12 protein-coding genes and 1 pseudogene are annotated in these 12,491 nt (G+C 69.8%); 8 read left to right on the top strand and 5 right to left on the bottom strand.

Annotated features, from left to right (window positions below):
• Positions 1 to 28: 28 nt before the first annotated feature.
• Positions 29 to 214, top strand: a complete 186-nt coding sequence (locus D7X12_RS42345) for a hypothetical protein (RefSeq protein ID WP_147443612.1) — start codon at positions 29 to 31, stop codon at positions 212 to 214.
• A gap of 75 nt (positions 215 to 289) precedes the next feature.
• On the opposite strand, the gene glmS is transcribed toward D7X12_RS42345, so the two are convergent.
• The 3 genes from glmS to D7X12_RS42340 form a co-directional block, all read right to left on the bottom strand.
• Positions 290 to 2,125, bottom strand: coding sequence for a glutamine--fructose-6-phosphate transaminase (isomerizing) (gene glmS / locus D7X12_RS11305; RefSeq protein ID WP_120625279.1), 1,836 nt, complete (start codon positions 2,123 to 2,125; stop codon positions 290 to 292).
• Positions 2,126 to 2,227: 102 nt separating this feature from the next.
• On the bottom strand, positions 2,228 to 3,631 hold the full coding sequence (gene glmU, locus D7X12_RS11300; RefSeq protein WP_120625278.1) for a bifunctional UDP-N-acetylglucosamine diphosphorylase/glucosamine-1-phosphate N-acetyltransferase GlmU: 1,404 nt from the start codon (positions 3,629 to 3,631) through the stop codon (positions 2,228 to 2,230).
• A 35-nt stretch (positions 3,632 to 3,666) separates the two neighbouring features.
• Positions 3,667 to 3,849 carry a hypothetical protein gene (locus tag D7X12_RS42340; protein ID WP_147443611.1) on the bottom strand — a complete coding sequence of 61 codons (183 nt, stop codon included), beginning with the start codon at positions 3,847 to 3,849 and terminating at the stop codon, positions 3,667 to 3,669.
• Positions 3,850 to 4,015: 166 nt separating this feature from the next.
• Here D7X12_RS42340 and ggt point away from each other — a divergent pair, with 166 nt between their 5' ends.
• The gene (gene ggt, locus D7X12_RS11295; protein ID WP_439329359.1) at positions 4,016 to 5,779 is read left to right on the top strand and encodes a gamma-glutamyltransferase; all 1,764 of its coding nucleotides are present in this window, start codon (positions 4,016 to 4,018) and stop codon (positions 5,777 to 5,779) included.
• A 20-nt stretch (positions 5,780 to 5,799) separates the two neighbouring features.
• Positions 5,800 to 6,582, top strand: a complete 783-nt coding sequence (locus tag D7X12_RS11290) for a TatD family hydrolase (RefSeq protein WP_120625276.1) — start codon at positions 5,800 to 5,802, stop codon at positions 6,580 to 6,582.
• 177 nt (positions 6,583 to 6,759) lie between these two features.
• Here D7X12_RS11290 and D7X12_RS11285 read toward each other — a convergent pair whose 3' ends face one another.
• Complete coding sequence (locus tag D7X12_RS11285) at positions 6,760 to 7,029, bottom strand: hypothetical protein (protein ID WP_120625275.1); 270 nt, start codon at positions 7,027 to 7,029, stop codon at positions 6,760 to 6,762.
• A gap of 325 nt (positions 7,030 to 7,354) precedes the next feature.
• Between D7X12_RS11285 and D7X12_RS11280 the strand changes: the two genes are divergently transcribed.
• The 5 genes from D7X12_RS11280 (at position 7,355) to D7X12_RS11260 (ending at position 11,676) form a co-directional block, all read left to right on the top strand.
• Positions 7,355 to 7,609 carry a hypothetical protein gene (locus D7X12_RS11280; protein WP_120625274.1) on the top strand — a complete coding sequence of 85 codons (255 nt, stop codon included), beginning with the start codon at positions 7,355 to 7,357 and terminating at the stop codon, positions 7,607 to 7,609.
• Entirely contained in the window at positions 7,606 to 8,598 is a 993-nt protein-coding gene (locus D7X12_RS11275) for an amidohydrolase family protein (RefSeq protein ID WP_120625273.1), read from the top strand. The genes D7X12_RS11280 and D7X12_RS11275 overlap by 4 nt, the downstream gene beginning before the upstream one ends.
• A gap of 102 nt (positions 8,599 to 8,700) precedes the next feature.
• Positions 8,701 to 9,078 carry a response regulator gene (locus D7X12_RS11270; RefSeq protein ID WP_120610154.1) on the top strand — a complete coding sequence of 126 codons (378 nt, stop codon included), beginning with the start codon at positions 8,701 to 8,703 and terminating at the stop codon, positions 9,076 to 9,078.
• Between the two features lie 97 nt (positions 9,079 to 9,175).
• A complete protein-coding gene (locus D7X12_RS11265) occupies positions 9,176 to 10,024 on the top strand; it encodes an ABC transporter ATP-binding protein (RefSeq protein ID WP_120625272.1) in 849 nt (282 codons plus the stop codon).
• Positions 10,021 to 11,676, top strand: a complete 1,656-nt coding sequence (locus D7X12_RS11260; protein WP_120625271.1) for a hypothetical protein — start codon at positions 10,021 to 10,023, stop codon at positions 11,674 to 11,676. Before D7X12_RS11265 ends, D7X12_RS11260 begins: the two co-directional genes overlap by 4 nt.
• A 3-nt stretch (positions 11,677 to 11,679) precedes the next feature.
• Here D7X12_RS11260 and D7X12_RS11255 read toward each other — a convergent pair.
• A pseudogene (locus tag D7X12_RS11255) lies at positions 11,680 to 12,491 on the bottom strand (vWA domain-containing protein); the annotation flags it as partial.

The following is a 12,491-nucleotide window of genomic DNA, read 5'->3' as shown; positions in this document are numbered from 1 at the left end:
CCCCCCTGTCCATGTCCATGTGTGGAGGGTGGCTGCTGCTGTTCGCGCTCGCGGGCGCCCTGCCCGCCGGGGCCCAGGAAGTACGCACGCCGCCGTCCACGACCCCGGCGACACCGACGAGGACCGCGAGGTGGTGGAGAACCTGGAGCTGCTCGAGTCGCTGGACGCGGCGTCCGACCTGGAAGTGCTGCTGGAGCTGGCCGAGGAGAAGTAGCCGCCACGAAGAAGCCCGGGCCCCCTTGAAGGGAACCCGGGCTCTTGTCTCTTCAGGGCTTGAAGCGGGACAGCGCTACTCGACCGTCACGCTCTTGGCGAGGTTGCGGGGCTGATCCACGTCGTTCCCGCGCATCTCCGCCACGTGGTAGGCGAGCAGCTGCAGCGGGATGGTGGCCACCACCGGCGCGAGCAGCGCGCAGGCGGAGGGGATGCGGATGACGTGGTCGGCCAGGCTGTCCGCCTGCGTGTCGTCCTCGTCGAGCACGGCGATGACCTTGCCGCCGCGCGCGCGGACCTCCTCGATGTTGCCGATGATCTTCTCGTACGCGACGTGCGGATTCTTCGGCGCGATGATGACGACGGGCATCTTCTCGTCGATGAGCGCGATGGGGCCGTGCTTCATCTCACCGCCCGCGTAGCCCTCCGCGTGGATGTAGGAGATCTCCTTCAGCTTGAGCGCGCCCTCGAGCGCCACCGGGTGCATGGGGCCGCGGCCGAGGAACAGGAAGTCCTGCGCGTTCATGAACTCGCGCGCCACGCGCTTCACCTGCGGCTCGCACTTGAGCACGTCTTCAATCATCTTCGGCACCTGGGCCAGGTGCGTCAGGTGCTCCTGGGCGGCCTCCACCGACAGCGAGCCGCGCATGCGGCCCAGCTTCACCGCCAGCAGGTAGAGCGTCACGAGCTGGGTGGTGAACGCCTTGGTGGACGCGACGCCGATCTCCGGACCCGCGTTGGTGAGGATGTGCAGGTCGGACTCGCGCGTCATCGCGCTGCCAATCACGTTGCAGATGGCCAGGGTGTGGGCGCCCAGCCGCTTGGCCTCCTTGAAGGCGCCCAGCGTGTCCGCCGTCTCACCCGACTGGCTGATGGCGATGACCAGGTGCGACTTCTCCACGATGGGGTCGCGGTAGCGGAACTCGCTCGCGAGCTCCACCTCCACCGGGATGCGCGCCAGCGACTCGATCATGTGCTTGCCGGCGACGCCGGAGTGCCACGACGTGCCGCAGGCCAGGATGGTGATCTTCGTGAAGGACTTCACCTGTTCGGTGGAGAGGTTCCACGTGTCGAAGTGGACGTCGCCTTCCGACAGGAGCATCCGGCCGCGCAGCGTGTCCGCGATGGCGCGGGGCTGCTCCCAGATCTCCTTGTGCATGAAGTGCTTGTAGCCACCCTTCTCCGCCATCATCGGCGTCCAGTCGATGCGGCGGGTGGGGCGGTTCACCAGGTTCCCCTGGCGGTTGTAGATGTCCACCTTGGCGGCGGTGATGACGGCCAGGTCACCCTCCTCCATGTAGACGAAGTCGCGCGTGTGCTCGAGCAGCGCGGGCACGTCGCTGGCCACGAAGTTCTGGCCCTCGCCCAGGCCCAGCACCATGGGCGACGCGTCCTTCGTGCACACGATGCGGCCCGGATCCTTGGAGCACACCACCACGAGGCCGTAGGTGCCCTTCACCTGCTTGATGGCGGCGCGCACGGCCTCCGGCAGGTCCACGCCGCGCTCCACCTCCTCGGAGATGAGGTGCGCGAACACTTCCGAGTCCGTCTCCGACGCGAAGACGTGGCCGCGCGCGCGCAGCTCCACCTTCAGCGCCAGGTGGTTCTCGATGATGCCGTTGTGCACCACCGCCACGTTCTTGTACGTGTGCGGGTGGGCGTTCTCATCGGAGGGGCGCCCGTGGGTCGCCCAGCGCGTGTGGCCAATGCCGGTGGTGCCCTTCGGCAGGTCCTGCACCACCCGGTTCTCCAGGTTGCGCAGCTTGCCCGTGGCGCGAACCACGTTGAGCTGGTTGCCGCTCACCACCGCGACGCCCGCGGAGTCATAGCCCCGGTACTCGAGCTTCTTCAGGCCCGACACCAGGATGGGAGCAGACTCCTTGTCACCGACGTAACCAACAATCCCGCACATGTTCCTGCCTCTTTCTCGACCCGCGCCGCCTCAGCAAATCACGGGAATCCCAACCACGCCCAACCGCGCCCAACCGTCCGACCACCAGGCAAGCGTCGCGACCTAACCGCCTGCCTTCACCTTTGCCTGCCGTGCCTTCTTGGCCGCCACCCACCCCTCCTTCACCACCTGTGGCGCACGGGACACAGCGAGGCTCCCCGGAGGCACATTCTTCGTCACCGTGGTGCCCGCGCCGACATAGCCGCCGTCCCCCACCTTCACCGGCGCGACGAGCTGCGAGTCCGAGCCGATGAAGACCCCGTCCCCCAGCTCCGTCAGATGCTTGTTCACCCCGTCATAGTTACAGGTGATGGTGCCCGCGCCGATGTTGCAGCCCGCGCCAATGTTCGCGTCCCCCAGGTAAGTCAGGTGGTTGGCCTTGCTGCCCTTGCCAATACGGGCCTTCTTCGTCTCCACGAAGTTGCCCAGATGCACGTCCTCGGCCAACTCCGTTCCGGGACGCAGCCGGGAGAACGGGCCAATGATGCACCGGCCGCCTACACGCGCCTCCTCCAGTACGGAGTAGGGCTTGATGTGGGTGCCATCCGCCACGTGGGAGGCGGTGAGCACGCTGCCCTGCCCGATGATGACGTTCTTGCCGACGACGGTGCCGGCCGCGAGCGTGACGCTGGGGCCTACTTCCGTGTCGGTGCCAATGGTGATGCCCTCTTCGATGTACGCCGTCGCGGGGTCCTGGATGGACACGCCGGCGCGCATGTGGGCTTCGTTGATCCGCTGCTGGAGCACGCGCGCGCGGGCCGACAGCTCCACCTTGTCGTTCACGCCCGCGGTCTCCGTGGCGTCCGCGTCCACCGCGCCCACCGGGCCGTGCTTCGCGGCCATCTCCACCAGGTCCGTGAGGTAGTACTCGCCCTGCGCGTTGACGGGTTTGATCTCCGCGAGCGCCTTCCAGAGGAAGGCCGCGTCCACGGAGTAGATGCCCGCGTTGCACTCCTTCACCGCGCGCTGCTCCGGGGTGCAGTCCTTGTGCTCCACGATGCGCGCGACCTTGCCCGCCTCGCGGATGACGCGGCCGTAGCCCGTGGGGTCCGCAAGCGTGGTGGACACCAGCGCCAGCGCCCCGCCCGCGGCGTCATGCGCGGCGAGCAGCGCCTGGAGCGTCTCCTTGCGCAGGAGCGGCACGTCTCCGTAGAGGATGAGCACGCGGCCGTCATGGCCCTTCAGCGCGTCCTCCGCGGCCTTCACCGCGTCCGCCGTGCCGCGCTGCTCCTTCTGGAGCGCGAAGCGCAGGGGCGCGTCGGGGAAGTGGGCGCGGATGGACTTCTCCACCTCGGCGGCCTGGTGTCCCACCACCGGCACCACGGACGTAGCGCCCAGTTCCAGGGCCCGCTTCAAGGGATACGCGCAGATGGGACGACCGAGGATGGGGTGAAGGACTTTCGCCTTCTCCGACTTCATCCGCGTGCCCTTCCCCGCGCAAAGGACCACCGCTGCCAGTGCTGTCATATGCGGCGGAGAATTAGGGACCGCCGATCAACTCGTCAACCGTGCCCGGGCGTCAAAACGGGCCGGGGGGCTTCCGAAGGGGCCCGTGCGCTGACTGCCACACACAACGTGTTGCGCTGGACGGTGATGCCGAAGCGCGGCTTCAGGAACGTCGTCATCCGCACCGGCACGGGCGCCACCACGGGAACGGGGGGCTCGATGGGGTTGGGAGGACTCATGGACGCCACCAGTTGCGGCACATGGATCAAGAGTGCACCGGGACAATCCACAATCCAAGGAAAAAAATGTTGTCCAGTTGAAACCCTGGTCCCCACGCGGCGCTTGGTGCATTAGGGAACGGCCGGAAATCACAAGGAAAGGCGTCCACAGGTGGGGAACGCACACATCGAAGCCGTCGGACTGGGGTGGGTTCGCGCGCTAGGACTCGCGGTGCTACTGGCCACGACCGGAGCGCACGCGGCGAGGCCCTACCGGGGAGGTGCGGTGGCCACCGCGTACGGCCCCGCGAGCGAGGCCGCGCTGGCGATGCTCGACAAGGGCGGCAACGCGGTGGACGCGGCCGTGGCGGCGGCGTTCGTGGCGGCGGTGGTGGGTCCCTACCACTCCGGCGTGGGCGGTGGCGGGTTCGCGCTGGTGCACGACGCGAAGTCGGGCGACACGCGGGTGCTGGACTTCCGCGAGGTGGCGCCCAAGGCCGCGTCCCGCGACATGTACCTGCGCGACGGCGCGCTCGTGCCGGGGCTGTCCACCGACGGCGCGCTGAGCGTGGCGGTGCCAGGCGCGGTGGCGGGCTACCTGGAGCTGCTCGCCACGCACGGCAAGCTCAAGCCCGCGGTGGTGCTGGCCCCGGCCATCCGGCGGGCGAAGCAGGGCTTCTGGGTGACGCCCAAGTACCAGCAGATGGCGACGGGCCGCGCGGAGTGCCTGCGCAGGGATCCGGAGGCCGCGCGCATCTTCCTCGTGCCCGACGCCACGGGGACCCCGGCCGTGCCGCCCCTGGGGCATCTGTTGAAGCAGCCGGACCTGGCGCGCACGCTGGGCCTCATCGCGAAGGGCGGCGCGAAGGCGTTCTACGCGGGCCCGGTGGCGCAGGCGCTGGTGAAGTCGGTGAAGGACGCGGGCGGCGTGCTCACCCAGGAGGACCTGACGGCGTACAAGACGCGCAAGGCCACGCCGCTGGAGACCACCTACCGGGGCCACCGCATCCTCACGATGCCGCCGCCCAGCGCCGGGGGGCTCGCCGTCGTGCAGGTGCTGGGCATGTTGCAGCAATTGCGTCCGCAGGGCGTGCCCTACCGCGACCCGGACACGCTGCACCTCTACGCGGAGGCGGTGCGGCGCGCGTACGTGGACCGCGCGAAGTACCTGGGCGACCCGGCCTTCGTGCAGGTGCCGCTGGAGCGGCTGGTGTCACCCGGCCACCTCGCGGACCTGGCGGGCAGCATCGACCCGAAGAAGGCCACGGCCAGCGCGTCGCTGCTGGCGCCGGTGACGGGCGGCCCGGCCTCCACGCTGCGCCGCGACGCGGGGCCCCTGACGCCGGAGCCGGAGAAGAAGAACACCACGCACATCTCCGTCATCGACAGGGACGGCAACGCGGTGGCCCTGACGACGACGGTCAACTACAGCTTCGGCTCGTGCGTCGTGGGCAGGGGCACCGGCGTGCTCCTCAATGATCAGATGGACGACTTCGCCGCGCAGCCGGGCGTGCCCAACGCGTACGGGCTCGTCACCGGGGAGCCCAACGCCATCCAGCCCGGCAAGGTGCCCCTGTCCTCCATGTCGCCCACGCTGGTGTTCTCCAAGGAGGACCCGAAGCAGGTGATGCTGGCGGTGGGCAGCCCTGGCGGCTCCACCATCCCCACCACCGTCATCCAGGCCATCAGCAACGTGGTGGACCACGGCATGGACGTGACGCGCGCGGTGGGCACCGGCCGGCTGCACCACCAGTACCTCCCGGACGAGCTGTGGGTGGACAAGTGGGGCCTGGAGCCCGCGACGCTCTCCACGCTGGAGGCCCGAGGCCATAAGATTCGCCGGATGGACGGCTGGGGTGATGCGGAGGCCGTCTACAGCGACCCACGCACCCACCTGCGCTACTCCTCCAGCGATCCCCGCAACGAGGGCGCTGGCCTGGGCCAGGACTGAAGAAGAGGAGAACCGAGCCCGTGCCCGAGCCGCTGCCGCTCTTCGATGCGCACCTCCACCCGGAGGCCCTCACCGACCAGGACCTGGAGTCCATGCGCTTCTTCGGCGTGGAGCGGGCCCTGGTGGTGGCGCATCACTTCCCGGAGGCGACGGCCAAGGGGCTGCGTCAGCACTTCGACCACCTGGTCGAAAGGCAGCTGCCGCGCCTGGAGCGGCTGGGCATCCGCGCCTGGGCCGCCCTGGGCGTGCACCCGCGCTGCATCCCGCGCCGGGGCCTGTCGGAGGTGCTGGGCCACCTGCCGGAGTACTTCGAGGGCGGCCGCGTGGTGGCCCTGGGCGAGACGGGGCTGCACGCGGGCGGCGAGGAGGAGGAGGAGGCCTTCCTCGAACAGCTCGCCCTGGCCCGCCAGCTCAAGCTGCGCGTGGTGGTGCACACGCCCCTGCGCGACAAGGAGCGCCACACGCGGCGCATCCTCACCCTGCTGCGCCAGTCCGGCCTCGCGCCGTCGCGCGCGCTGGTGGACCACGCCAACGCGCGCACCGTGCGCACCATCCTGGAGGTGGGCCACTGGGCGGGGCTGACGCTGCACCCGGAGGCCCTCCAGGCGGACCGGGCGGTGGCCCTGGTGCGGCGGCTGGGCAGTGAGCGGCTGGTGCTGGACTCGGACGCGGGCGACGGCGCAGGGGACATCCTGGGCCTCGCGCGCACGGCCAACCTGCTAGGCAAGGCGAAGCTGTCCGCGCGGCTCGTGCGGCGCGTCACCCGGGACAACGCCGCCCACTTCTTCCAGATCCACGACTGAGTGAGCCATCGCGCCGGGCGAGCGTCTGGCGAGCCCGTGGCGCGGTGGGCTGAAAAGGTCCGGGAGCCGCAGGGGTTGTAAATGCAGCGGGCCCCGCGCAGTGAAGCGCGAGGCCCGGAGATTTACAGCGCATGCGGCAGGCCGGGCACCCGAAGGTGCCGGGCGCCGGGCATGGCCCTAGTTCACCGACGCGGAGACCGACATCTCGGGCTGCAGGGTGAGCCCCTGCGCGTCCGGCGCCAGCCGCACCTGCACGCCCTGCGAGCGGTACTCCGCCAGGGAGTCCGCCGCGTCGTCGAGCAGCTGCTGGTAGCGCTCCTCCAGCTCCACGGCGATCAGCAACATGGTCTCGCCCGCGTCCGCGACGCCCGGGCGGTACACCTGACACCGCTGGAACCGCGCCCAGCGACCGTTCTGCATCTTCACAAGCTCGCCGTCGTAAGCCATGCGCAGCTCCTCACGTGGGGAATCCGACGGACGCAATCTAGAGTCGAATCCGCGCGCTGTCACCTCCCTGCTTGAAAATTCGTAAACCCTTCGGGATTCCAGAGGGTTGGAGGGCCTCAAGGGCGTATCCCGAGCCCCCTCGGCGACCGGGCCGGTACAAAATGTAAAGTCCCTGACTGTCAACGCGGTTAAGTGGGACCGCGGGGCAATGGCGCGTTGCGCTGTCAACACTTCGCGGCCCGGACGCGGCGCGAGGAAGCAACCCGGGCGCCGGGCAGGACCTGCCGCATGGCACCGGGCCGGGGCATCCCTTAGATTCCATGGGATGAAGTTGCCCCTGTTGTTTCGTCGCGACCGGCCCAGCATTGCGTCCGCCAACGCGCAGGATCACGCGGAGCGGGTGATCGCGGAGTCCCTGCGCGTGCTCAGCCAGGTGTGCACCAAGGTCGCGGACGCCATCGAGGCGCAGCGGCTGGAGCGCAACGGCTACGCGCACAACAGCTACCTGCGGCGCACGGACGACGAGCGGGAGAAGGCCGACGACGCGGCGAAGTCGTCCGGGCCGGGCACGGGCGGATGACGCCGACACCCGGGGCTCCGCCCGGGGCCCCGGACGCGGCCTGCGGGGACGACGACGTCCCGGTGCCGTGTCTGGCCTCGGCGCCCACGTGGCGTGAGCGCGGCATCCGCCTGCCCATGCCGGCGCTGGCGGACGAGGAAGGGCCCCGCGTGGACCCCGGCCTGCCGCCCGTCGTGGATGCCCACGTGCACCTGTTCCCCGACCGCGTCTTCGAGGCGGTGTGGCGCTGGTTCGACCGCTACGGCTGGCCCATCCGCTACAAGCTGCACACGCCCGACGTGCTGTCGTTCCTGCTGTCCCGGGGCGTCGAGCGCGTGGTCGCCCTGCACTACGCCCACAAGCCGGGCATGGCGCGCGCCCTCAACGCCTACATGGCGGAGGTGGTGAAGGCGGAGCCCCGCGTCCTGGGACTGGCCACCGTGTTCCCCGGCGAACCCGGCGCCACCGACATCCTGACGGAGGCCTTCGCCCTGGGCCTCAAGGGCGTGAAGCTGCACTGCCATGTCCAGTGCTTCTCCCCGGACGCGCCAGAGCTGCATGCGCTCTACGAGGCCTGCGCCCGGGCGGGGAAGCCGCTGGTGATGCACGCGGGGCGCGAGCCCGCCAGCCCCCAGTATCCGAGTGACCCCTACATGCTCTGCGCCGCGGAGCGGGTGGAGCGCGTGCTGGCGGATCATCCCTCGCTGAAGCTGTGCGTGCCCCACCTGGGGGCGGACGAGTTCGACGCCTACGCGCGCCTGCTCGAGCGTCACGACACGCTCTGGCTGGACACCACGATGACGGTGGGCGGCTACTTCCCCGTGCCCCTGCCCCGCCAGGCGCTGGAGGTGCGACCCGAGCGCATCCTGTACGGGACGGACTTCCCCAACATCCCCTACGCGTGGGACCGGGAACTCAAGGCGCTGACGGGCCTGAAGCTCCCCGAGGACGCACTGGCGGGTGTGCTGGGAGGCAATACGCTCAAGCTCTACGGCGAGGACGGATGTTGAAAAGAAACGCAACCCCTTCCGCAATGGAAGGGGCATTCCCATCATTGACCCCATAGAATCGCGGTCCCCAAGCAGACGCCGCCATCCCAGAGGCTCATACCCATGTCGAACATCCTGGTCGTCGACGACGACGCGAGTCACCGCACGCTCATCTGCGATGCCCTCCAGGAGATGGGCTACGCCACCACGGAGGCCGCCAACGGACGTGAGGCGTTGGACCTGCTGGAGGAGGACATCCCGGGCGCGGTCCTGCTCGACCTCCGGATGCCGGTGATGAGCGGCTGGGGCCTGCTGGACGCGCTCAAGAAGATGCCCCGGGCGCGCAACCTGCCCATCATCATCATCTCCGGGTACGGCTTCGAGTGGGAAGCGGAGCTCGTGGGCGCCGCCGGCTACATCTCCAAGCCGGTGGACCTGGACAAGGTGCGCACCACGGTGCAACAGATTGTCGGACCGCCTGAAGTCGCGATGGTGCACTGAACGGTGCACTGAGGCGCGAGCACCGGGCAGGCAGGGCCATCCGTCAACCCGAGGATGGTGGGAGGCCCCTGGGAACGTGGTGTGATGGCGTCCTTCCATGACGCCCCCCTCTTCCGCAGTGACTGGCGCAGGACCCGCCGCCTCCGAACTCGCGATTGACGCCCGAGGGCTCGTCAAGCGCTTCGGTGGCTTCACGGCGCTGAACGGGTTGGACCTGCAGATTCCCCGGGGCGCCTTCTATGCGTTCCTCGGCCCCAACGGCGCTGGCAAGTCCACCTCCATCGCGCTGCTCACCGGCGTGTACGGCCCGGACGCGGGCTCCATCCGCATGCTCGGCGTGGACGCGGTGGCGAAGCCGCTGGATGTCAAACAGCGCGTGGGCGTGGTGCCGGAGGAGCTGAGCCTCTTCGAGCGGCTCACCGGCCGGCAATACCTCACGTTCTGCGCGCGCATGTATGGCCTTGATGGGAGCGAGGCCGCCTCCCGCGCGGTGGAGCTGCTGGAGCTCACGGAGCTCACCTACAAGGCCGGCGCGCTGGTGGCGGAGTACTCCAAGGGCATGCGCCGCAGGCTGGCCATCGCCGCAGCGCTCATCCATGCGCCGGAGCTGGTGCTGCTGGATGAGCCCTTCGAAGGCATCGACGTGCTGGCCGCGGGCGTCATCCGGGAGCTGCTGCGCGAGCTGAGCCGCCGGGGCGTGACGCTGCTGCTCACCACGCACGTCCTGGAGATCGCGGAGCGGCTGGCCACGCACGCGGGCGTCATCCGGGGCGGTCGCATGTTGGACCAGGGCCCGGTGGAGGCGCTGCGCCAGCGTCACGGCGTGCCCACGCTGGAGGCGGTGTTCGAGAAGCTGATCGCCGTGCCGGCCGCGCGCAACGCGAAGCTGTCGTTCTACGCCGACCCCGCCGGGACGGTGCTTCCGCTGCGCCGGGAGTCCGCGTGAGCCGCCCGCCTGTCCCCGGGTTCTTCCGGCACCTGCTGCTGTTGTGGGGCCTGCGCCTGCACCTGGGCCTCAACCAGGGCCCGGGCAAGAGCCGGCTGCTCGCGGTGGCCGCGTTCGTGGGCTCCAGCGCGCCGGGCCTGCTCTTGGGCCTGTCCTTCTTCAAGCTGATGCGCATGGGCGCCATCGCGCACAGCAACGTCTGGCCCTACTTCATCCTGAACCTGCTGTGCTTCGTCACCGCCGCCACCTGGGTGACGTGGCCGCTCTTGTCCGCGGGCGTGGATGACCACTCCGAACTGTCCCGCTACGCCGCGTTCCCCATCTCCCCGTTCCGGCTGCTGATCGGCTCCACGGTGGCGAGCCTCTTCGAGCCCCGCGCGCTCGTGTTCTACGCGCCCCTCACCGGCGCGGCGCTGGGCTATGCGTCGCGGCACCGGCTGGCGGCGCCGTGGCTCGCGGTGGTGCTCTACGTGCTGTTCGCGCTCCTGTGCGCGGCGTGGAGCCGGGTGGGCCTCTACACGGTCATCAACGTGCTCCGGGAGAAGCACAGCGCGCGCATCATGGGCGGCGGCCTGCTGGCGTTCCTCGTGGCCGCGTCGTTCATCCCGCCCATCGACACGTCGTGGCTGACGAGCGTGGGCGAGGCGGGCGTGAGCGCGCTGGACATGAGCCTCATCATCAACGCCGCGGTGGCGCTCAGCCAGGTGCCGCCGGGCTACTTCGGGGACGGGCTGGGGCAGCTCGCCCACGGGCACGTGGGCATCGCGCTGATGGAGGCGGCGGGGCTGCTGTTCTTCACCTGCGTGGGCATGGCGGTGGCGTACGCGCTGCTCCTGCGCTTCCACCGGCAGGCGGGGCGCTCCGGCGGGGTGCAGAAGGACGGCGTGGACCGCGACCCGTTCGCCACCACGCGCACGCGCTTCGACACGCTGGTGCGGCGCGAGGTGCTGGACCTGTGGCGCAACCCGCGCGCGCGGCTCCTGGCGGCGGTGCCCTTCATCCTGGCCATCCTGCTGAAGCTGCTGTCAGGGCGGGACTTGTTCGTGTTCCTGCTGGGCAACAGCGCGGATGCGTGGGTGATGGGCGGCCTGAGCATCTACGGCGCGGTCGTCATCGCGTCCACGTTCTCCCAGAACACCTTCGCGTATGACGGGCACGGCTTCGCCGTGTTCCTGGCGGCGCCCCTGGACCTGGCGGACGTGCTGCGCGCGAAGAACCGCGTGCAGGGCGTGGCGGCGCTGGGGATGGCGGTGCTCGTGGGCCTCTTCTACCGGGTGTACTTCGGCACGGGCACGCTCGTGGACTTCCTGTGCGCCATGGCCGCGGTGGCGGCGGTGGTGCCCATCCTGCTGGCCGCGGGCAACTTCCTGTCGCTGTACTTCCCGGTGAAGTTCCACGCGAGCCTCAAGCGGCGGGACAAGATTCCCCTCACCGCGTCCATGCTGGGCATCCTCGCCGCCAGCGTGGGCTGCCTTCCCTTTGGCCATGCGCTGCGGATGGCGGGGAAGGCGGGCCCGGGCTGGCAGTCCGTGGCCTTCATCGTCGGGGGCGCGGTGCTCTACTTCGCCGTCTACCGGGCCGTGCGCCCCCTGGCCATGCGCCTTTTGGACGAACGCCGGGAGGTGGTGCTCCGGGCGGTGACGCGCGAGTAGGCGTCAGTACGTCACGCCGAACTTCGCCGCCTGGGTCTTCACGCTCTTCATCACGTTGGCGTCGAAGGCGTCCTCCTTGGCGGGCGCGTTCTTGTTGAGCCACTGGTCGCGGTCGCTCGCGAGCTTCGCGACCTTCTGCTCCAGGGCCTTCCGCTCGGTGGAGAGCTGCTTCACCTTCGCGGCCTGCTCCTCCTTCTTCAGGCCCTTGAGCTCCTCGGGCAGCTCGTCGTCCTTGATGGAGGCGAGCGCGGTCGGCTTCTCCACCAGGTCCACCGCGCCTCCCACCGTGGCGGGCGCGCTGCTCACCGCCGCCGCGCTGGGGGCGCTCATGCCCGCGCCCCGGCTGGACTTCATGTAGCTGATGCGGTCCGCGGCGGCCTCGGCGGACATGCCCTTCATCGCGGTCGCGCGGTCCCGGTTCATCGCCTGCGCCTCCTTGCGGCCCGCGTAGAGCGTCTTCGACGCCAGCTCCGCGTTCACGCGGGAGAGCTCCTCGTCGAACGGCGTCGCCACCGCCACCATGCCGCCCGCCGCGTCGATGGAGTCGAACGTGCCGTCCGTCAGCTTCGCCACGTAGCGCCAGGACACCTCGGTGGACGAGTCCCCGCCGCAGCGCACCGTGTTCACCACGATGTGGCGCTCCTTCGCGCGCTTGGACCACAGCTTGAAGTCCCACTCGGACTCGCGCTGGGCCGGGGGCGCGTCACCCACCAGGAAGATGACCTTCATCACCTCGCGGTTCTGGTTCCACTTGAGCAGCGAGACGGCCTCCCCCAGCCCGCACCTGAAGATCGCGCTGGTGGCGTACCGGGACG

Origin of the sequence: Corallococcus sicarius (assembly GCF_003611735.1) — a bacterium.
Taxonomy (GTDB): Bacteria; Myxococcota; Myxococcia; order Myxococcales; family Myxococcaceae; genus Corallococcus; species Corallococcus sicarius.
Note: the sequence above shows the minus strand (reverse complement) of the source record. Positions and strands in the feature narration are given on the sequence as shown.